19 protein-coding genes are annotated in these 20,182 nt (G+C 55.7%); 4 read left to right on the top strand and 15 right to left on the bottom strand.

Annotated elements, in window-relative coordinates; all coding sequences use genetic code 11:
* Positions 1 to 269 precede the first annotated feature (269 nt).
* From P8S54_RS04510 to P8S54_RS04550, 9 genes are all read right to left on the bottom strand, one after another.
* Positions 270 to 962: a hypothetical protein gene (locus tag P8S54_RS04510; protein WP_281443390.1), complete on the bottom strand. Its 693-nt coding sequence runs from the start codon at positions 960 to 962 to the stop codon at positions 270 to 272.
* A gap of 31 nt (positions 963 to 993) precedes the next feature.
* Positions 994 to 1,389, bottom strand: a complete 396-nt coding sequence (locus P8S54_RS04515; protein ID WP_281443391.1) for a hypothetical protein — start codon at positions 1,387 to 1,389, stop codon at positions 994 to 996.
* A 13-nt stretch (positions 1,390 to 1,402) separates the two neighbouring features.
* Positions 1,403 to 4,888 (bottom strand): toxin VasX, encoded by a 3,486-nt coding sequence (locus P8S54_RS04520; protein WP_281443392.1) that lies wholly within the window; start codon positions 4,886 to 4,888, stop codon positions 1,403 to 1,405.
* A 12-nt stretch (positions 4,889 to 4,900) separates the two neighbouring features.
* Positions 4,901 to 5,827, bottom strand: a complete 927-nt coding sequence (locus P8S54_RS04525) for a DUF4123 domain-containing protein (RefSeq protein WP_281443393.1) — start codon at positions 5,825 to 5,827, stop codon at positions 4,901 to 4,903.
* A complete protein-coding gene (tssI, locus tag P8S54_RS04530; protein ID WP_281443394.1) occupies positions 5,827 to 7,953 on the bottom strand; it encodes a type VI secretion system tip protein TssI/VgrG in 2,127 nt (708 codons plus the stop codon). The genes P8S54_RS04525 and tssI overlap by 1 nt, the downstream gene beginning before the upstream one ends.
* Before the next feature lie 221 nt (positions 7,954 to 8,174).
* Positions 8,175 to 8,849, bottom strand: a complete 675-nt coding sequence (locus P8S54_RS04535; protein ID WP_281443395.1) for a zinc metallopeptidase — start codon at positions 8,847 to 8,849, stop codon at positions 8,175 to 8,177.
* A gap of 135 nt (positions 8,850 to 8,984) precedes the next feature.
* Complete coding sequence (locus tag P8S54_RS04540; protein WP_281443396.1) at positions 8,985 to 10,040, bottom strand: phosphatase domain-containing protein; 1,056 nt, start codon at positions 10,038 to 10,040, stop codon at positions 8,985 to 8,987.
* A 62-nt stretch (positions 10,041 to 10,102) separates the two neighbouring features.
* Positions 10,103 to 10,666 carry a type 1 glutamine amidotransferase domain-containing protein gene (locus P8S54_RS04545; protein WP_281444064.1) on the bottom strand — a complete coding sequence of 188 codons (564 nt, stop codon included), beginning with the start codon at positions 10,664 to 10,666 and terminating at the stop codon, positions 10,103 to 10,105.
* Positions 10,667 to 10,774: 108 nt separating this feature from the next.
* Positions 10,775 to 11,656 (bottom strand): helix-turn-helix transcriptional regulator, encoded by an 882-nt coding sequence (locus P8S54_RS04550; RefSeq protein WP_281443397.1) that lies wholly within the window; start codon positions 11,654 to 11,656, stop codon positions 10,775 to 10,777.
* Between the two features lie 167 nt (positions 11,657 to 11,823).
* Between P8S54_RS04550 and P8S54_RS04555 the strand changes: the two genes are divergently transcribed.
* From P8S54_RS04555 to P8S54_RS04565, 3 genes are read left to right on the top strand one after another with little or no spacing between them, the layout of a single operon-like run.
* Positions 11,824 to 12,528 (top strand): ABC transporter permease, encoded by a 705-nt coding sequence (locus P8S54_RS04555; protein WP_281443398.1) that lies wholly within the window; start codon positions 11,824 to 11,826, stop codon positions 12,526 to 12,528.
* Positions 12,525 to 13,271: an ATP-binding cassette domain-containing protein gene (locus tag P8S54_RS04560; protein ID WP_281443399.1), complete on the top strand. Its 747-nt coding sequence runs from the start codon at positions 12,525 to 12,527 to the stop codon at positions 13,269 to 13,271. The genes P8S54_RS04555 and P8S54_RS04560 overlap by 4 nt, the downstream gene beginning before the upstream one ends.
* 39 nt (positions 13,272 to 13,310) lie before the next feature.
* Positions 13,311 to 14,126 (top strand): substrate-binding domain-containing protein, encoded by an 816-nt coding sequence (locus P8S54_RS04565; RefSeq protein ID WP_281443400.1) that lies wholly within the window; start codon positions 13,311 to 13,313, stop codon positions 14,124 to 14,126.
* 84 nt (positions 14,127 to 14,210) lie between these two features.
* Here the strand turns inward: P8S54_RS04565 and cysN are convergent, their stop codons facing one another.
* From cysN to P8S54_RS04595, 6 genes are all read right to left on the bottom strand, one after another.
* The gene (gene cysN, locus P8S54_RS04570) at positions 14,211 to 15,659 is read right to left on the bottom strand and encodes a sulfate adenylyltransferase subunit CysN (RefSeq protein ID WP_281443401.1); all 1,449 of its coding nucleotides are present in this window, start codon (positions 15,657 to 15,659) and stop codon (positions 14,211 to 14,213) included.
* Positions 15,659 to 16,618: a sulfate adenylyltransferase subunit CysD gene (gene cysD / locus P8S54_RS04575; protein ID WP_281443402.1), complete on the bottom strand. Its 960-nt coding sequence runs from the start codon at positions 16,616 to 16,618 to the stop codon at positions 15,659 to 15,661. Before cysD ends, cysN begins: the two co-directional genes overlap by 1 nt.
* A gap of 210 nt (positions 16,619 to 16,828) precedes the next feature.
* The gene (locus P8S54_RS04580; protein ID WP_281443403.1) at positions 16,829 to 17,563 is read right to left on the bottom strand and encodes a phosphodiesterase; all 735 of its coding nucleotides are present in this window, start codon (positions 17,561 to 17,563) and stop codon (positions 16,829 to 16,831) included.
* Positions 17,564 to 18,010, bottom strand: coding sequence for a DUF1249 domain-containing protein (locus P8S54_RS04585; RefSeq protein ID WP_281443404.1), 447 nt, complete (start codon positions 18,008 to 18,010; stop codon positions 17,564 to 17,566).
* Between the two features lie 13 nt (positions 18,011 to 18,023).
* A complete protein-coding gene (locus P8S54_RS04590; protein ID WP_281443405.1) occupies positions 18,024 to 18,695 on the bottom strand; it encodes an NUDIX domain-containing protein in 672 nt (223 codons plus the stop codon).
* 145 nt (positions 18,696 to 18,840) lie between these two features.
* Complete coding sequence (locus P8S54_RS04595) at positions 18,841 to 19,485, bottom strand: hypothetical protein (protein WP_281443406.1); 645 nt, start codon at positions 19,483 to 19,485, stop codon at positions 18,841 to 18,843.
* Between the two features lie 157 nt (positions 19,486 to 19,642).
* On the opposite strand from P8S54_RS04595, the gene greB reads away from it, so the two are divergent.
* The gene (greB, locus tag P8S54_RS04600) at positions 19,643 to 20,179 is read left to right on the top strand and encodes a transcription elongation factor GreB (RefSeq protein WP_009099880.1); all 537 of its coding nucleotides are present in this window, start codon (positions 19,643 to 19,645) and stop codon (positions 20,177 to 20,179) included.
* The last annotated feature ends 3 nt before the right edge of the window (positions 20,180 to 20,182 follow it).

The following is a 20,182-nucleotide window of genomic DNA, read 5'->3' on the forward strand; positions in this document are numbered from 1 at the left end:
TTGCCAAGTGAAGGGAGTAGGAAGACTGCCTCCGAAATCCAAGTAGGCATCGTTCACTTCCCCAATCGCCTGGTTGAAATCCAGAGGTGCGGATTTCGTAGGCAAGGGAGCAGGTGAAAGATAGATAACTTTGCCACCTGGAAAGGGCTCGACATCTCCAGCCCGGTGGGGCTGGAGGATGTCAGGGCGCGGCGTTGGGTTTTGCTTGGCCGACATAGGAATGCCTTACATCAAGTAATTAGGGGTCAGGCAATGTATTGCCCACTTCGTCAGGCTGAAATTGTCGCCTCCTCGACATAAACCTCAGCGAAGATAGCCGTGATCGGCCGATTTGGTTGCCGGGCATGGCGCTGTTCGACCTCTGCCGAGAGGCGCATGAGTTCTTTACTGGGTTTGGCCCACTGTTTTTCGGGCAGGGGTTGCGACCACTCATCAAGGCTCGCCGGTAGCGTCTTCTGACCGGCCTTTTGGATGGTGCGGATTTCCCACTCAGCAAGATGGAAGGGAATCGTCCATAGGTCGATAATGTGCCACAGGTACCACATGGTGACCGCGAACAACCCGATATCGCCCTCGCGATATCGGCGGTGCAACCGGCGCCGGGCATTATGGAAGGTGTGCACGCCCTCGTAGGGCGGATCGCCGGGGCGATGCAGCCCGTGGGGGTCTTGGAGTTCCTCGCGGGTATTGACCTCGTACTCCATATAAGCCCGCACCGCTTCCCAAAGCCCCAACGCCAGGGGCATGCCCGGCTGTGATAATTCAATAAAGTGCTGCTGCCCTGTTTCAGGCTCGATAAAGCCTATCCCCAAGCCATACTGACGCTGCACACCGTATTGCGTTACCCCCTGCGCCTGGGTCACCCAGGCTGCCACGCTCTCCCAGGGCACGATGATAGGCGGTTTTCCGCCACCCGGCGCAAAGGCCACCTCGCGGCGCTGGCGATGAAAACGCGTAGGCACAGCCTCACGGAACTTGAAGTGGTAGTGGGCCTTAATAAACAACCCCAAAGCAAGAGTCAGCCCCCCACGCCCCCATTTCGAACCCTACATCAAAAAAAATCTTAAATTCACTGAAGAATAAATATTCTGAATTCGACGTTATAGCCGCAGAGAATGCCGGAAATACTAAAGCCATTATTAAGAAACCGATAAAAGGTATTCCTAATGTGAACTGCCAGGTAAAAGGTGTAGGAAGGCTTCCTCCGAAATCCAAGTAGGCATCGTTTACTTCCCCAATCGCCTGGTTGAAATCCAAGGGCGCCGCTCCCGTGGGCAAGGGAGCAGGCGACAGATAGATAACCTTACCACCTGGAAATGACTCAACATCTCCAGCCCGGTGGGGCTGGAGCATGTCAGGCCGCGGCGTTGGATTTTGTTTGTCCGACATAGAAGTGCCTTAATCAAATAAAAAGAAGGGGGTCGATGTGTTGCCACGGGGCCTCTTGACCACGAATAGCAACATCCGATGGCGTGTAATCTCCGCTGCCCCCTGAGGGTGATACATAAATATGGTAATCGTTGGCCTGATATTGGCCATCGCGGCCCAGCACTTCCAGCCGAACGGCAAAAACATTATGGGTGGGGCGCGCGGATATTGAGTTCAGTGGCTCGGGCTGAGGCAGGGCAAACGCAAGCGGCGCTTTATCCGCAAGGGACAAGCTTTCCACGATCTTATCGGTAGCCGTCACCCAGCGCTCAGGCCGATAATCTCGGCCACCATCTTCAGGGTGCACCTGGTAGGCCCCCAGGGAAAGGCGCACCGGTGCCTTGCCGCCAAAGGGTGCTGTTAGGTCTTGAAGGCTAATAGGAAAGACAAGTTTAAAATCGACCGATATTGGCCCGCTTACTCTCCTCTTCCACCAACTGTCAGCCTCTTCAATCGTGACATTGATTTTGGGCGCCTGGGCAATCTCTTGTAACCGTGCCTGATACGCTTCAAGCGTATCATTACCGGCCTTAGAGGCATCCTGGCTCCAGGGCGTAGAGAGCAACCATTCGTCATGGCGACTAATACTGTAATAGTTAGTCAGCCAGCTCCCTCCCAGTTCAAGTATGCTAAACAAGCCCCCAGCGAGATTAAAGCGCCAAAACACCGTCCCCAGGCGTGTACCCGCCGCGGCCCACTCGGCGCCTCGGAATACCACCGAATAGCCGGTGTGTAGTGTATGGGTTAGCCCATATACATTGGCGCCCAGCATCCCACCTGCACCGATTGTACTCGCCATGGCAGCACTCTGAGCGTTACGGTTACCACTACGGACAGCTTCCTGCCATGTTCCGTGCCGGTTAGAAAAACTTGAATACGCTGCAAAAGATCCAAAGAAGTATGTAAAACCGCCAAGAAAAACATGTAGCCTTCCAAGGGAGGCGCTCACACTTTGAGCACCGGGCACATTGAAATCACCGGCAAGCGCTTTCGCTCTAGCGCCGAGGGCAGTATCCATAATTGCTTGAGCAGCTAGGAACCCGGCCGAACCAGTAGCGGCAAAGACCTTAGCCAAATCAATAACAGTCAGAGCCTCATCAGTACCTCGCAGATTTTGGTACTGCCTAAATGTTTCTGCTAGTGTTGATAGCTGAGCCGCAAACACCAAAAGCCCCAGCCCATCCCCAGCCAAACTGACCCTCGGCGCTACCGCAATCCCTTGGCGTACATTGCTAATTAACCTGCCCACCTCGGCCTGCTGGGCGGCGGAAAATATCGCTGTCAGGCCAATCCGTCCGGGTTTAGCCCCCGCGATACGAACGCTGTTCTCGGGAAGCTCTTCGATTGGGCTAATGGCTTTAGCAAGGGCGGGCTCATGCACCGTTTGTAGCTCATGGCGCAGACGCTTGAACTCATTAAGTAGATCTTTCGCTTCAGGGGAGCGGTGCCCAGCGGTTTTCTTCACCTCGTTGCGGCGCTTGCGTATCGTGTCGAGCTCCTCACGCAGTGCCAAGACGCGCTGCACGGTGCGACGGAAATTCACTAACTCTTCATGCGACGCCACCACAAAAGTGGCTCCCGTGCGCTGTGCGGCATCCAGAATTCTCGCCGGTAGGGCCTTGGGTAGGCGTCGGAATAGCTCCTCAATATCAGGCATCGAGTGACGGTCGATACTTTGATAGAACTCATCCATCACGTGGGCAATTCCCCGCGAGATAGCGGGCCCCAGAGTCTGATGGGCACTATCAGCGATAACCTGAGTATTCTCGAGTAGTGTATCAATCGCAGGTAACCGCCCCGCCTCAAGGGACATAAGCTCACTGCGTAGGTCGTCTAGCTTGAGCAAGGTGCCGTAGCCAGCATTAGCAATTGAAGAGTACTGGCCGATGAAGTCATTTTGATCCACAAGCGGCAGCGTATGGAACAGCGGCCGATCATAGTGCGGTGCCTCCTCTAGCCAACCGGCTATTCGCTCAGTGACCTCGTCGCTACGACAGATATCCTTAAGGCAGCCATACTGGACTTTGAAAGCCTCAAGGGCCTGAACGTCGTCCTGCGCATCGAAATACCAAGCAGCGTTGTGGAAGCGTGTATTGCACAGCATATCGGCACGATCATCAGAGATAGTATCGAGCAAAGCATTCCAGCGCTGCAGCCGGGGGCGCTGTTCAGCAAGGAAGTCATCCATGCGCCCCCGATCAATCAGGTCATTAATGCCTCGCTCCCCGATTTTACTGCCTTTTAGCAGGGCCTTGAGCCGCTCATTGTGCCCCTGCTTCACCGAGAGCAGCGCCTCGCCATGGCGCTCTACAAAGTCGCTCCCTAAACTGTCGCCAAGACTCTCTTCGACATAGTAGCGATGAACTTCGCTATTCAATTGATCGGCGATTGTCCGCCAATTAGCGCGGTCTGCCTCGAGACGGATTTCGTATAGGCGATCCTTAAGGTCTTCGGGTAAGTCCGGGTCGGAGGGTTGCGGCAAACTACCGGTATTACTCTCCTGATTGAGGAAATCAAGCAGCGCCTGCCGAGCCTCACTTTGCCGAGGCTCCTCCATCGCGGCAACTTCGTCCCACATCGCCTGAACGGCTGGATCATTAAACACTTGGCGCATGTCATCCAGTGAGGCTTCGTTCAGTTGGGAAAGCGACTCTATATAGCAGGCCAGCATGTAATCCCGCTCGGTACGCCCCTCGTTCTCAGTGGCCCACTGCTCTATCCACCCTACGACTTCATCCTGAAACTGGGCCAAATCACGCATCACGCCAATATCATCGCGCGCAATCAGGCAAAGGCACTCGTCGCAATCTTCGACTTCATGCTGAGCAAGCAGCTTGCCTAAACGCGTTTTGTGGTAGTAGTGATCGTTTTCCCAGAGATAGGGCTCCGCCTCATGCTCGTAACCTTCTTCTGGCACTTCTAGCTCGGCGTCTTCTGCAAACTCGGCTACCCACTCTTCTGCCTGGGCTGTCGTGATCAGATGCCTGCCGCCACCGGTGACCGGGTTGGCACTGGCAAGATTGATCGCTTGCATAAAGGCATCGCGATCCTCTTCGCTTTCCTGCACCTGGGTGCGTTTTGCTGCGGTCCATTCGACCTCTGAAAAACAGACGTAAAGCGTGCGGTCGGTCTCGTATTCGAGCTTGCCGCCATTGTGCCCCTTAAGGGTATTCCCTTGATCGCGATACTCGTACTCATGCAGTTCGTTGCTTTCGCCATCCAGTACATAGAGATAGCCATTGCGCAGCAAACGAATGCCTAGCGGACGGGCTCTCAGTGAGTAAGGCATGCTTTTGTCGGGTTCAAGCTCTTCTACTATGCCGTAACGAAGCGGCACCAGTCGTACCTTGCCGGTGAAAAGAGAGCAAGTAGCGGCTTCGTCGCTATCCCGCGAGGAGAGTTCGTGGGCGGCAAATTCGGCATTGTCACGTTCATCTGAGGGGCGTTCAAACGCCGACATTGTTAGGCTTCCTTATATCGCCGCAGCGGCGGTATTTGGTGATCCAGTTTTTGGTGACGTAGCAGCTAGCGCTTGCTTCAGGCGCTGCTGGGCTGAATCGCTGCTGGCGATTAACAATGGATAAATCGAGTGCTGTTCTAGGGCTTGCCAGGAGGTGAGGCTCAAACGCGCCATTAAGGTGCACAGCAGCGCCCACTCTTTAGGCGAGTTGAAACCGTAATGACGTGCGTCCTCGACTAATAACGCAAGTAATTGAAAGCGCTGGAGGGTTGAGTCTGTACATGGCCAGCCGCCATGATGCTGTTCCACAAAGGCCATCAGGTGACGAATATCGCGGCGTCGATTACAGCTCTGCAGTCGTTGATGCTGCTCTTCGTTCAATGGGTAGCCACTCACGTCAAGCGTTAGCGGTGTCTCAGTCGTGGATTGGGGCGCATGATACTGCCACGCGCTTTTCACTGCATCGGGCAGATATAACTGCTGTATAGGCCCCCATGGGGCTGTGGCCATTGAGCTATTATTAGGCAGCATGGCGGCAATCACCGCCGGGTCGGCCACTCTGAGCATCATGGGTGTGCCCAATGGGTGTAACACAACTAATAGATGGCGGTAGTGTTTTGCCACCTCGGTGAGAGGGGCGTCACTTTCGATTAAATAGCCCCACTCAGCCAGCGTTCCTTGCGCCAGATAGTGTTTCAACACTAAATCCTGAGGCCCCGTCAGTTGGATTAGCCATGGCGAAATATCGTTCAGTGATGACAAGGGCGTCCCGGCATAAAGCAACTCTGCGTTTAAGTTCCCTTCTGACCAGTTATATAAGCGCTGTGCGGCTTTTTTGACCCTGACGCCATCTAAGATAAGGAAAACATTCCGGTGACGTGGCCATTGCCAACGGATGGTGTTGAGCAAGTGGGATGGCTGATTAGCAGTGGCCATCATTACTTCGCCTCCTTACGGGGGGAGCACAGTGGGCATAACGCGCTTTCTTGCAACAGCGCGGCGTACTGCGTGGCTGGCTCAATCGCCGTACTGAGCAACGGCGAGTGCCCTATCGCCTCTTTCCGCTCATGGTCTTTACCTTCCAGCACGGGGGCCAGTTTGGGCAGTTCAACCGCTTGCCCGGCGCCATTGCCGGGGCTGCCACCGGCATTGACCAACACTTTGGGGCCAACGATAGTGATACCGCTGGCGTCGAGTTTGATAAAGCTGCCACCGGCTTTTAGGGTGATTTCGCCATCGGCTTCAAGTACCGCTTTTTGCCCCGACTTGATATGCAGTTCCTGACCACTCTCACTTAACCAGGCCTCTCCGGCACGCATATGCATGGTGCCTTCCACGCTTAAATGCTGGGCGCCTTCGGTGTGCTCAAAGCGGTGGCGGTGCACGGTGTGATGCTCGTCGTTATCGATCTCGCTGATGCGGTCGTTGTGTACCTTAAGGTGGCTGTCGCGCTTGATCTCTTCCGTGCGGTCATTAAGGGTGAGTAGTTCAAGGTCTTTCTGGGCGTGGAGCCAAATTTGCTCTTCCCCGGTGGCGTCCTCAAAGCGCAGTTCGTTAAAGCCTTCTGACTTATGGCTCTGGGTACGGATGACCGTGCGGGTCTTGTGTTCCGGTAGCGGGTAGGGCGGGGTATTGACCGCGTGGTAGGTGCGGCCGGTGACCAGCGGTTGATCGGGGTCGCCCTCTAGGAACGAGACAATGACCTCGTGGCCGATACGGGGAATCGCCATGCTGCCGTAGCCGCCGCCTGCCCAGCCTTGGGCCACCCGCACCCAGCAACTGGCGGTTTCATTGGGTTCGGCGTAGCGGTCCCAGGGGAACTGGACTTTGACCCGGCCGTGTTCGTCGCAGTAGATCTCTTCACCTTCCGGCCCCACCACAAAGGCCACCTGGGGGCCATCCACGCGCGGCTTGGGGTTGGGCGTCGGGCGGAAGGTCTGCTCCTTCGGCATGATCACCACGTCATTGTGGTAGCGGGTCATTAGCTCGCCCGACTGGGCCGACGCAGAGCCGCTGCCCCCATTGTTACTGTCATAGCCTCCCCGGGCCATCCCGTCCTCTTCCAGGGCCTGGGGCTGCTCACCATGGTGCACCACCGAGACCACTTGCCAGTCACGGTTGAGGCTATCGATATCGTGGTCGGTGAGGGTAAAGCAAATACCGGGCGCAAGTTCGGGTAAATCACTCTCCGCTTCGGCGGTGGTGGCATCGGCACGCAGGGATTCTAAGCGGTGACGGGTGAAGGCCTTGCCGGCGGCGTCCTTCTTATAACGGCCAGGGTAATCAAAATGTTCGTAGTCTTCCCGCTGGGCATGCTCACCCAGCCCAGGGTCGTGGTGTTCGTGACTCTGGTCGTAGGGTGGGTTCTTAAAGGTGTAGTCTTTAAGCATGGCCGAAGCGGGGCGTACCCGGCTGGCCTGACGCAACTTGCGTACGTGGCGTCGGGGCGGGGAGCCCCCGGCGCGACCGTGGTAGACGCGCTCGCCTATGCTGGGCAGTACCACGGTGGCGTCAGCAAACACTAACGAGTGTTTACCCCCTTCGGCGTTCTCAAACGCATGGAAATAGAAACACCCCTCTTCGGCGGCTACACGCTCGATAAAGGCCAGATCGGTCTCGCGGTACTGCACCAAAAACTCGCGATCCAGGGGCGTGCGGGTGGTGGCAAAGCCGATATCGGTGAGGCTGCGCTCGCTGGCTAGCGTAGTAATCGCATCGTAAGGCGAGGCGTCCTGAAAGATGCGCGAATTATGGCGCAGGGATAACCGCCACAGCGCAGGGCGAATCTCGACCCGATAAAAGCTGCGTCGATGACCGCGATCGCCGCGATGCAGCTCTGCGATCACCCCATGCACGCGGCGCAGCGGTTCGCCGTCCTGCCAAATGCTAAGCGTCGCCTCCTGATCCAAACAGTCGGTGGGCGACAGGTCGTGGGTACGGCTGGCAAAGTCCACGGAGAGGGTAAACGGCTCAGAGAGGGCTTCACGATGGGTAAAACGCACCACGGCGGTATCATCCACCCCGGGTAGGGTCAGGGTAAACTGCAGGCCCGTTTTATCCGCCATCGCGCCGCTCCTTGGATCGTTATCTACTAAATAAGAACGGATTAGGATAGCGGCAACGGGGCCCGAGACAAGCCCAGATAGGCAAGTCACAGGGATCTCTTACGCGTGTAAGAAATGGCTTACAAGATTCTAAGCGCTGGCTTACAAAAAGGTGGGCTACCTGTTAAGGCGCTTGCAATTGCTAGCAAAAAACTGCATCCGATTGGCATTTATAAAAAGCTCTAGCGCCTCAAAATCACCAGCCAGCGGCCCAAGTTCATCACGCTGGCCAGTGACGCCGCCACGTAGGTAAACGCGCAAGCGGTGAGTACGTGGCGAGCACCGGGCATATCGTAGGGGGGGACGTACTCTTTGAGCAGTGGCAGTGCGCGGTTAAAACTGGCATCGAACTCCACGGGTAGCGTTACGAGATGCACGAGCGCGGCGGTACCAAAGCTAATCACCGCCATGGCGATCACCACGGCTAACCCGCCTGGCAGCCGGGTCAGCACAAACAGGAAAGGGGCCGCCATCATTAAAATAGCGCCCAGCTTTTCGGCTTTCTGAGCCACTTGCACTAAACGGCTGCGCGCTAGCAAGGGCGTATAGCCTTCATGGTGCTGGATGGCATGCCCCACTTCATGGGCAGCCACGGTGACGGCGGTAAGCGAGCGGCCATCGTAGTGGTCGGGGGAAAGGCGCACACACCTCGCTTCGGGGTCATAGTGGTCGCCATACTCCGTGCGCTCAACGTTGACGCCTTCTACCCCTAAACGGCGTAATAGATGGTCGGCTAGCTCCGCCCCGGTGCCCGGGTAATCGTCACGCCCACGGGTATGGCGTTTTAGCACCCATTTCGCCCACAGGTTGGGCAGCACAAAAACTGCCAGCGCCAACGCAATTAATACGATGAACATAGAAGCACCGAGCCTGAAAACGCCGCGAACATGATATTCACCCCTGATGAAAGGTCTAAATAAATGACCCGCTTATAGGCATTTAGTTTTATCACGTTCGCCGCAGCGCTGCATATGGCAGAGCTGGTTTGCCATTCAGTCCGGGGTGTTTCGGTGTGCTTCGACATCCCGCTCCACTGCCTGCAGCCCTCTGGCAGAAATATCGCCTTGGGCATAAGCATGCTCAGCAATCAAAATACTGTCTGCCGCGAGTACCAATTCACACGCGGTATCAGCCAATTCATCACGCAAGCGTTGAATAGCCGCTTCGCGCTTAGGGTCTTTATCTACCCGCCGAATATAGATCGCTTTAATCCGCCCTGGATAGGCTTTGACGACCTCGGTATAGACCTCCGGGTCGTGCTGGCCGCTGTCGCCAATTAAGATACACGGCATATCGCTATAGAGCGTCAACATACGATCGATAAGATCACGCTTATGGGCTTCCGCTCGCCGCGGCCATGGCTTGCGCAATGATATCCCCCACTCGCGCAGAAAGAGAATAGGGCCAACGGGAATGCGGTTAAGCTGAAAGAAGGTTTCCAGCATTTCATAAATAGCCCAAGGCCCCCTGGAAACATACAGAATAGGCCGCTCAGCCTTTTCGCTTTTACCGCGATAGAGCGCCTGATAGAGAGAAGCAACCCCAGGAAATGCCGTGCGACGATGAGGTTTACGCACAAATAAGCGGTAAAGCATTTTGAGCTTTTCTGCCACGCCAGTGAACATAACCGTATCGTCAATATCGCTAATGACAAGCAGGTCAGCCTCAGGCGGTGGCACGTAAACCTCAACGCTGGTGCGAACGGGCGCCTGCCCCTTGGCGTGCACTAAGATATCGGCTCGGTGCCAGGAAACATCCAACGGCAGGGTGGAACTGATAGGCAAATGAGCGTCAAAATAGCCGTCGCGATCGGTTGTCATGCATAGCTGATTATCGCCCACATGGATCTCAACCTGGGCATCAGGTAAACCACGCCGAAAGATACGCCGGGCCACATCGGCTGTGTCCCGCAGCATTCCTCGGCGAGGTATCGCACGCCCCAGGGCCGCCTGACGAAACACCCGGCCCATAACAAATATTTCACGCTGAGAACCGTAACCACGATAAGGATGCACAACCATCCCACCGCGCCCGCTGTCCCGCTTCATGGGCTTTGCAATAACGTGAGTAAGCCTTTTGGCAAAGCTTACCCATGGGTGATACCACGCCATTAAGCGAGCTGACCTGAGTGGCGACCTTCCTGCAACTCTTCCAGCAGTTTGGCATTAAAAGCGTCCAGGTCTTTGGGGGTACGACTGGTCACTAGGCCGTTATCAACTACGACCGGCTCGTCGACCCAGTTCACACCGGCATTGAGCAGATCTTGGGCGACGCTCAGCACGGAGGTCATTGTGCGCCCTTCTACTACGCCAGCATTAATCAAAATCCAAGGCGCGTGGCAAATGGCGGCAACCGGCTTGCCCGCTTGAAAAAATGCCTTAGCGAAGCTTAGCGCGTCTTCGTTCAAACGCAGCTCATCAGGATTGAACAGGCCACCGGGCAGCACCAGAGCGTGGTAGTCTGATTCTTTAGTATCTGCCAGCGACTTGTCAGCGTCGTAAGTATCGCCCCAGTTGGTTTCGGCCCAAGCGCGAATGCCCTTGCCCTCAGGCGAGACCACATGCACATCAACCCCTTCTTTTTGGAGCGCTGCGCGGGGCACGCTTAGTTCGGACTCTTCGAAACCGTCAGTAGCGAGAATGGCAACGCGTTTACCGTTCAATGCTTGATTCATCATGCTCTCCCTTTCGTGATGAGTGTGCGTCTACAATGCCTCTCCCAGTGTGGCGCATCTTGTACAGTCGTCAAGCGCAGATAGCGAATCCGTCCAGGCCCCACGCGTCTAGGCGTTGTACAACACGCGGCCCAGTTGGCTTACATCGTAACCGTTTAATGTGTTGGCTCGTTGGGCAAATCGGGGCGTGCGGGCAAACGCAAAAAGCGCCTGAACGGCTGGCTCAAAATAGCTTCTCCGATGCATCACCACATCGAAAGACTCCTCCACCAGCGGGATGAAATCTAGCTGCTGACGCTGTGCAGCAGCCTCCATGCCGAGTCCTACATCGGCATCGCCTTGGGCAATGACCAGCGCCAAATCGTCTTCGCTAAGGGAGGAATGCGCTGCCCACCTCAGCGCTTCTGGCACGATACCTGCCTCCTGTAGCAAGCAGCTTAAGAGCTGAGCAGCCCCCGCTCCTGGCTGGCGATGGGCAAGCACCACCCCTTGTTTGGCAATATCGCCTAGCGACCAAAGGTTCAGCGGATTACCCGGCGCCAACAGCAGCCCCTGGCGGCGCTTGGCCCAGTGCAGCACAATCAGATCGCGTACCCCGTTCAACCCTAGCGCAGCGGGTTCGTTATAACGCCCAGAAGAAGCATCCAGAAGATGAATGCCCGCCAGCATTGCCTTGCCCTCTAGCAAGCGACGCACGCCGTCGCCGCTGCCATGACACAACAAGGCCAGATCACTGCCGCTCTCGCGCACAGCCCACTCCAACAGCGGGTCTTGGCTACCGGCTAAAACCGCCGGAGGCGACTGCCGCTGTGCTTGGTCCCCTTCCAAGTGGCTAAGCACCCAAATGTCGATGTGCTGACGAGGAAACAGCAGTTTTCCCGTGGCGCGACTACAGGGAATATGGCCTTGGCGCACCAAGTCATACACCTTGCGCTCTTTTAAGCGCAAATAATCGGCCACTTCAGCGGTAGTTAAATAGCTGTGGTACATCGCTTACCCTGCATTTTTCTGCGTAAAGCTGCATATATTTCAGCAACTGATGCATAACTTCAATTAAACGTACACTATGCAGAATAACAAATACGTTTAGCTAACCCGTTGCCCTACGGCCATTACACTGGCTTTTCCGCGACCAGACGCTCCCACATCAGGTACTTATGTCAGCAAGTGATAACCCTTTCTATACGGCACTCGGGCTGATTCTGGGCATGGATTCCGCCTTGATCAACATTGTGACACTCTCACTGCAGGTGTCGCTGATTGCCGTGTTAATCGCCAGCGCCTTAGCCCTGCCAGTAGGCGCAGCGCTGGCGTTATGGCGTTTTCCTGGCCGCAACGCGCTAATCGTGCTGCTCAATGCATTAATGGGATTGCCACCAGTGGTAGCCGGGCTATGTGTTTATCTGCTGCTCTCCCGGGCGGGGCCGCTGGGCCAGTTCGGACTGCTGTTTACCCCCACCGCCATGGTGATTGCGCAGGTCATTTTGGTCTTTCCCATCATCGCGGCGCTAACCCGTCAGCAGGTTGAAGCACTACATCACGAGTATGCCGAACAATTACGCTCCTTGGGGCTTACCCAACTGCGCATGATGCCCACCCTGCTGTGGGATGCCCGCTTTGGTCTGCTTACGGTGGTACTGGCGGGCTTTGGGCGTGCCAGCGCCGAAGTGGGCGCAGTAATGATTGTCGGCGGCAATATTGATGGCGTTACCCGTGTGATGACCACCAGCATCGTACTGGAAACCAGCAAGGGCAACCTACCCCTTGCGCTGGGATTAGGCATTGTACTGCTGACACTGGTAACACTGATTAATGCGTTGGCTCACAGCGTCAGTGAAGCAGCAAAAAGGCGGCTAGGATGAACGCACCGCTGCTAACGCCCTCACAATTAAGTCACATGCCTCCGTCTGTAGTGCCCGCCCTGCACTTTCAGCAGGCTCATTTTGAGCATCGCGGCCACCGTTTGTTAGCCCCCACAACGCTTACGCTATCCGGCTGCTATCGCACCCTCATTATGGGGCCTAACGGGGCGGGCAAAAGCCTGTTCATGCGTTTGGCCCACGGGCTTTTGTACCCCAGCGGCGGCCAGATAAGTTGGGGAGGCGCAGCCCCGGTTCAGGCGATGGTATTTCAGCGGCCGGTGTTACTACGCCGCTCGGCCATCGACAACCTCACCTATGCCCTGGCGGTACAAGGTGTGCCCTGGCGCCAGCGCAAACCACTCGCCATGCAGGCGCTGGAGAAGTTCGGTTTAGCCGCCCTAGCCAGGCGCCCTGCACGAGTACTTTCCGGCGGCGAGCAGCAGCGCCTAACGCTGGCCCGAGCATGGCTTTTAAAACCCGCCGTACTGTTTTTAGATGAACCTACCTCGGCTCTCGACCCGGCGGCTATCAAATCCGTGGAAGACGCAGTGAATGAGTTCCACCAAAACGGTACGCGCATTGTGATGACGACCCACGACCTGCATCAAGCCAAGCGCTTGGCGGATGACGTGCTGTTTATGTACAGCGGTCAGGTACTCGAGCACACCCCTGCCGAACGTTTTTTCAACGCCCCAGCCTCTTCTCAGGCCAGGGCGTTTATCCGGGGTGAGCTGGTTTGGTAAGCCCCACCCAGCGCTGAACAATACCTAAAGGAGCAGACCGTGGATAAAACGACCACGCTTATTACCGCCAGCCTATGCACGACCGTCTTGGCCTGGAGCGCTTCGCTACTCGCGGATGACGACTTCATTACGCTCGCCTCTACGACCTCTACCGAGAATTCAGGCCTGTTCGACGCCATCATTCCCACGTTCACCGAGGCCACCGGCATCGACGTGCGGGTCGTAGCCGTTGGCACCGGGCAGGCGTTTGAAATTGCCCGTCGTGGCGATGCCGACAGCCTGCTGGTTCATGACACGGCGGGTGAAGAGCAGTTCGTGGCAGATGGGTACGCCACTGAGCGTTTGGACGTTATGTATAACGACTTCGTTATCGTAGGCCCGAGAGACGACCCGGCGGGCATCAGCGATAGCGAGAGCGTAGCCGACGCGTTTGCCCGCATTGCTGAGAGCGAGTCACCGTTTGCTTCTCGCGGTGATGACAGCGGCACGAACCGTGCTGAGCTGCGCCTATGGGAAGAGGCGGGCGTGACGCCCCAAGGCGAGTGGTACCGGGAGCTAGGCAGCGGCATGGGGCCGACGCTGAACACCGCGGCAGGTATGAATGCCTATACCTTCACCGACCGCGCCACGTGGGTCGCGTTTGAAAACCCACAAGACCTCACGCTGCTGTTCGAAGGCGACGAGGCGCTGTTCAATCAGTACGGGAGCCTGCTGCTGTCCGAGGAGCAACATCCGCACCTCAAGCATGAGTTGACCGCTCAGTGGCACGAATGGTTGGTGTCTGACGAAGGACAACAGGCCATCGCAGACTTTACCGTTGGTGGTCAGCAGCTGTTCTTCCCTAACGCGGAGTAACCCCTGCCAGTACGCAAAAGCCGCCTTGATCGCAGTGATCAAGGCGGCTTTTTTTTGCTGCTGTTTATTGCTTAAGGCAACGCGCTAGCGGAGTAGGTCGCGAATGTCCTTCGATTCCCAATGGGGAAAGTGCTTGCGCACCAGGGCATTCAAATCCCGCTCAAAAGCGACCCAATCGGTAGCGTTAGCTTGCTCACGGGCATTGGCCGCGCCGCGAATCATGCCTGCACCGACAGTCACGTTACTCAGCCGGTCAATGATAATAAAGCTACCCGTACCGGGGCTGGTGCGGTAGTTATCGACCGGAATTGCGGCGGTCAGCTCGACCTCGCAGCGGGCAATGGCGTTTAAGCCCAGCGCATCGGTGGTGTGCTTTTCCAGCGTATTGACATCGATCTGGTACTCAATCGCGCTTACCTGACCCGAAAGATCACGGGTGGCAAGCTTAAAGTCATAAAGCTTGCCGGGGGTGAGCGTCTCTTCATGCATCCAGACAATGTCGGCGTTGAACGCATTGGAAAGCGGCAGCTCAGCGTCTGCGCTGACAATCCAATCCCCACGGGAAATGTCAATTTCATCCTCTAGGGTGACGGTGATCGCCTGGCCTGGGTAGGCAGCCTCTAGGTCACCATCAAAGGTCACCACACGGGCGACGCGCGATGTTTTACCCGATGGCAGCACCTTCACTAACTGCCCAGGGCGCACGACGCCCGCCGCCAAGGTGCCGCAATAACCGCGAAAATCTAGGTTCGGGCGGTTAACGTACTGCACTGGCAGCCTTAGATCCGTGAGGTTTTGGTCGCGGCTAATTTCCACGCTTTCCAGCATTTCGATGAGCGTTTTACCTTCGTAGCGTTCATCAGTACTCGCATCAAAATACCAGGGCGTTTGTTCGCTTTGATTTACCACGTTGTCGCCGTTAAGGGCCGACATCGGCACAAAGCGGATGTCCGGCGCGCTCAGGTTAGTGGCAAATTCGCGGTACTCGGCAACGATTTCATTAAAGCGCGCCTCAGAAAAGCCCACCAAATCCATCTTATTGACCGCAATCACCAGATGCTGGATACCCAGCAAGTCAGCAATAAAGCTATGGCGTCGGGTTTGGGTCTGCACGCCATAACGGGCATCAATCAGAATAATCGCCAGGCTCGCAGTAGAAGCACCTGTGGCCATATTACGGGTGTACTGCTCGTGCCCTGGGGTATCGGCAATAATGAACTTACGCTTATCCGTCGAGAAAAAACGGTAGGCGACATCAATGGTAATGCCCTGCTCGCGCTCAGACTGCAGGCCATCTACCAATAGCGCCAAGTCCACCGTATCGCCGGTGGTGCCGCTGGTTTTGGACGCTTGAGTGATCGCCGCCAGCTGGTCTTCAAAGATCATTTTCGAATCGTGGAGCAATCGACCAATCAACGTGGACTTGCCATCATCAACGCTGCCGCAGGTGATAAAACGCAGCAAATCTTTGTTTTCATGCTCGTGCAGGTACTGCTCGATATTATCCGCGATTAAATTGGACTGGTGAGCCATTAAAAGTACCCCTCACGTTTTTTCTTCTCCATCGAGCCTACCTGATCACGATCAATGGCCCGGCCGCTGCGCTCGCTGGTTTTGGTCAACAGCATCTCTTGAATAATTTCCGGCAAGGTAGCTGCTTCAGACTCCACTGCACCGGTCAGCGGGTAGCAACCTAATGTCCTAAACCGAACAAACTTCTCTTCCGGCACTTCATCTGGCGCGAGGGGTAGGCGGTCATCATCGACCATCACTTGCATACCGTCACGCTCCACCACCGGGCGCTTGGCGGCGTAATAGAGTGGCACGATAGGAATCGACTCAAGGTAGATGTACTGCCAGATGTCCAACTCGGTCCAGTTAGAGAGCGGGAACACGCGGATAGACTCACCTTTATTGACCTTGGCGTTGTACACATTCCAGAGCTCAGGGCGCTGATTTTTCGGGTCCCAGCGGTGGTATTTATCGCGGAAGGAGTAAACGCGCTCTTTGGCGCGAGACGCCTCTTCATCACGGCGGGCGCCGCCGAAGGCCGCATCAAAGCCGTACTTATCCAGGGCTTGTTTCAGCGCCTGAGTCTTCATAATGTCGGTGTACTTGGCGCTACCATGATCGAAGGGGTTGATATTGGCCGCCCGCCCCTCTTCGTTGGTATGCACAATCAGTTCCATCCCCGCTTCTTCTGCCATGCGGTTACGGAACTCGATCATTTCCCGAAATTTCCAGGTGGTGTCGACATGCATCAGCGGAAACGGCGGTGTGCCGGGGTAGAACGCTTTGCGAGCCAGATGGAGCATGACCGAGGAGTCTTTACCGATAGAGTACATCATGACCGGGTTGCTAAACTCAGCGGCCACTTCCCGGATAATGTGGATCGATTCAGCTTCTAGCTGCTTTAAATGGGTCAAACGCGCGGCATCAGGTGCGCCGGGCACCTCTTGCCGAACCGTCGACGGCGCAGAAAACTGGTTCATTACCTACTCCCTCACAAAACGAAGCTTGCATGTGCAAACACTGTTTGCCGTCACACTGGGTATTACCCAGGGGTGGCTAATGATGAGTAGGGTAACGCTGGCCCGATAATAACCCAAAAGAATTAATAACTATCTTTTTATATCTTTATCGACTATCAAAAGATACCCAGGTAATTTTTACTAAGATTATTGCTGCGTGCACAGAAATCGCTATACCGCCACTCGCTCAATCCAGGTCTGCCACTCGGCGCCGTGCAGGTCGATAACGCGATAGCCAGGCCGAGAGGCTTCATCAATCGCGAAGCTTTCAGCACTGGGCATAAACTGATCCGCCATGGCTGGGCAGCCATACACGCCGATGTCCGCTCCCGCCACGCTATGCTTCTGTGCATAAGCCTGATGGGCATGACCAAATAGCACTATCTTTACCTGGGGGTAGGCACTTAACACTTGCCAGAAGGCATCACGGTCTTGCAAACCAATGGCGTCCATCCACGCGGCCCCCACGGCTACTGGCGGATGGTGCATGGCAATTAGCGTCGGCCTGTCGTCGAATTCAAGCTGTGCGGCAAGGGTGGAGAGCTGCTCGCTGCCGAGCCTACCGTATGGCTGCCCCTCAACCCGAGTATTTAGCAGCAGTAGGCGCCACTGCTCTAAATCCACTTCTTCAAGCAGCGGATGTTCCGCCAGCATCAGCTCAGGCTGATCGTGATTGCCAGGAATCCAGAACCATGGGCAAGGCAGCGCAGCCAGTGCCTGGCAGGCCAGCGAGTAAGAGGCAGAGGTTTCATCCTGGCTGACATCACCGGTGAACACGACGATGTCGGGCCGCTCGGCGATGACGCGCTCAAGCACCTGCTGAAATTGTCGCCAAGGCACACCGGCTCTAGAGCGTGCTTCTTTATCGGCATGTAAGTGAGCATCGGTAATTTGTACCAACCGCATTTAAGGTGTCTCCGGCACATCATAGGCGTGGCCATGGGCCAAACCGTGGGCTAACCACTCGCCCAAAAAGCGGTTGAGCTGCAGCTTTTCATCGGGTTGGTGCATTCTGGCATTGGGGTAACGGTAGCGGCCGCTGAAGTGACGCTCGCGCTGAAAGTCCGTCACCTCGGCCATACGCACATCATGGTAGAGGTGGACGCGCATCCGCGGCCCTTCAATCACCGCATCCAGAGGGCCGCTCTGGGAAACTTCTATCATGGTGGTATAGGGGGCCTGCTGCACAATGGTCAGATGTAGATCGCCAAAGTGCTGGTCGTCGCCATGCAGCGCAATATCGCGCTGCTGGCCACACTCCATATCCCCTACCAGACGAATCAAGCGCAGGTAATTAGCGCTACACTCACCCTGCAGAGATTTTAAATCGGTGACATAGGCAGCTCTGGCCATGCTCACTCCTTAATCAGGTTCGCTTGGCATCTGTGTTTGGCAATACAGCGCGATGAGAGGCCGCGCGCAGGGACGCGCGCTGCCCTGCTAACCAGTAAAGCGCAATCAAACACATGGCGTTGTCGAGCCTTCCCTGCTCCAGGAGTTCCCATACAGTGGGGTAATTAACGACATGAACACGAATATCTTCGTGCTCTTCATCCAATCCATGAATACCGCCCAGCCCTTGGCTATCGATCAGCCCGCAAAAGAGCGTCACCCGCTCGTTACAGGCGCCGGGGCTAGGGTAATACGTGTGCAGCTGAGTGATCTGGCCAACGTGGCATCCCGCTTCTTCCAGCGCTTCACGGCGGGCAACTTCTTCAAGCGGTTCATCCTTATCCGCAAGCCCGGCCACCAGTTCTAATTTCCAAGGAGACAGCGGGTCGTCAATGGCCCCTGCGCGAAACTGCTCGATCAGCACCAGGGCATCTTTAGCAGGGTCGTACAACAGAATGCCTACCGCATCATGGCGATTATGCACTTCACGGCGCATGGTGCTGCTCCAGCCCCCTTCAAACAGACGATGGCGCAGTTCCAACGCTTCTAGCCGGAAGAAACCTTGATAGAGAGTGTCGCGCTTAAGAAGCTCAACGTCGCTGCGGCCAAGTTGTGGCGGTGCTGAGGGGTTCGAACGATTCACCATAAAGCACTCCCGATGATAACAATCGATCTATTATCAATGCTCACCACCGGGAATGCCAATGCCGCTATAACTGTCTAGAAAAACTGGCTAGAAAAACTGTTTAGAAAAACCATCTTGAAAAGCTGACTTAAAAAGAACTCTAAAACTATAGCGTTTGCAGCAGTGCCTCTGCATCTTGGCGCAGTGCTTCATCAGATGCTTGGCGGCTATCACGCGCGGTACCGTTGACAGCGCGTTCAGCATGCTCGCGGGCGGCTTGTGTGTTGCCCTCTTCTTTTAAGAACGCCGCATAGTAGTAGTTAACGTCAATACCGTCAGGGCGGATCTCTAACGCTCGCTGAAACATGCGCTCAGCGGTATTGCTATTGCCGAACCCTAGCGGGCGACCCGGCGCGCGATCATAAAGGGCACCAAGGGTCACATACGCCGACCCATTGCCACCCTGCGGGTCGATCTCAATTGCTCGCTCTAACACATCACGGGCATCGCCAGCAGTGCCTAACGCGCCTAGACCGCCACGCTCACGGGCATAAGAAGCCAGCACAATACCCTGCCAAATCAGCACTTCAGCTTCATTGGGGTGCTGGCTCGCAAGGTTTTCGGCTTCGCTTGCCAGCGCTCTTAGTGTGCTTTCGCGCTGATTCGCCGGCATATCAGTCACGGTGTTTTCCCAACGATTTTTCAGTGAGAAAAGCTCACCGTCATAGGCCGACGCAGTTAACGGCGCTAAGGCCAGGGTACTGCCTAGGGCAGCAGCGATCAGTAAGCGAGAAAAAGGGTGTGTACGCATTAAAAGCTCCTAGATTATTTTTATACAGTGGATGACTGGAATAGCTTACCCTCACAATGTAACGAACGTTTGAATGATTCGCCAGTAGATCATCGGCTATGTGATAGTGAGCGCCCTTAGCGTAAGCTAGTCATTTTGTTCAAGGCGAAGAAAACCGATGAAAGGCCGCAATATGACGCGCTGGCGCGACCCAGCTAAAGATCCGCGCCAAGCGCCCAAAAGCAATTTAATTACCGCCGAAGGCGCTGCCCGCCTGCGCAGCATTTTAGATCACCTGTCCCGGGTGAAGCGGCCAGAAATATCGGCCAAGGTAGGCGAGGCCGCCGCCCAGGGCGACCGTAGCGAGAACGCGGATTACACCTACAACAAAAAAGAGTTAAATCGCGTTATTGCGCGGATTAGCTACTTAACCAATCGTTTGGATGAGCTGCAGGTCGTTGATAGGTTACCGGCCAACACCGATAAGGTGTTTTTTGGTGCCTTTGTAGATTTGGAAGATGAGGAAGGCGAAGCACTCTCCATTCGGATTGTTGGCCACGATGAAATCGATACTAAAAAACGCTGGATCAGTATCGATGCCCCCATGGCCAAAGCGCTGCTAGGCAAAGAGGTAGGCGACGACGTAACGGTGCTTACGCCCAACGGCGAAACGCTCTACACCATTACCGCCATTCGCTACACTGGCAAAGCTTAATCT

Origin of the sequence: Halomonas sp. M1, assembly GCF_029581375.1 — a bacterium.
In the GTDB taxonomy this organism is placed as follows: domain Bacteria; phylum Pseudomonadota; class Gammaproteobacteria; order Pseudomonadales; family Halomonadaceae; genus Vreelandella.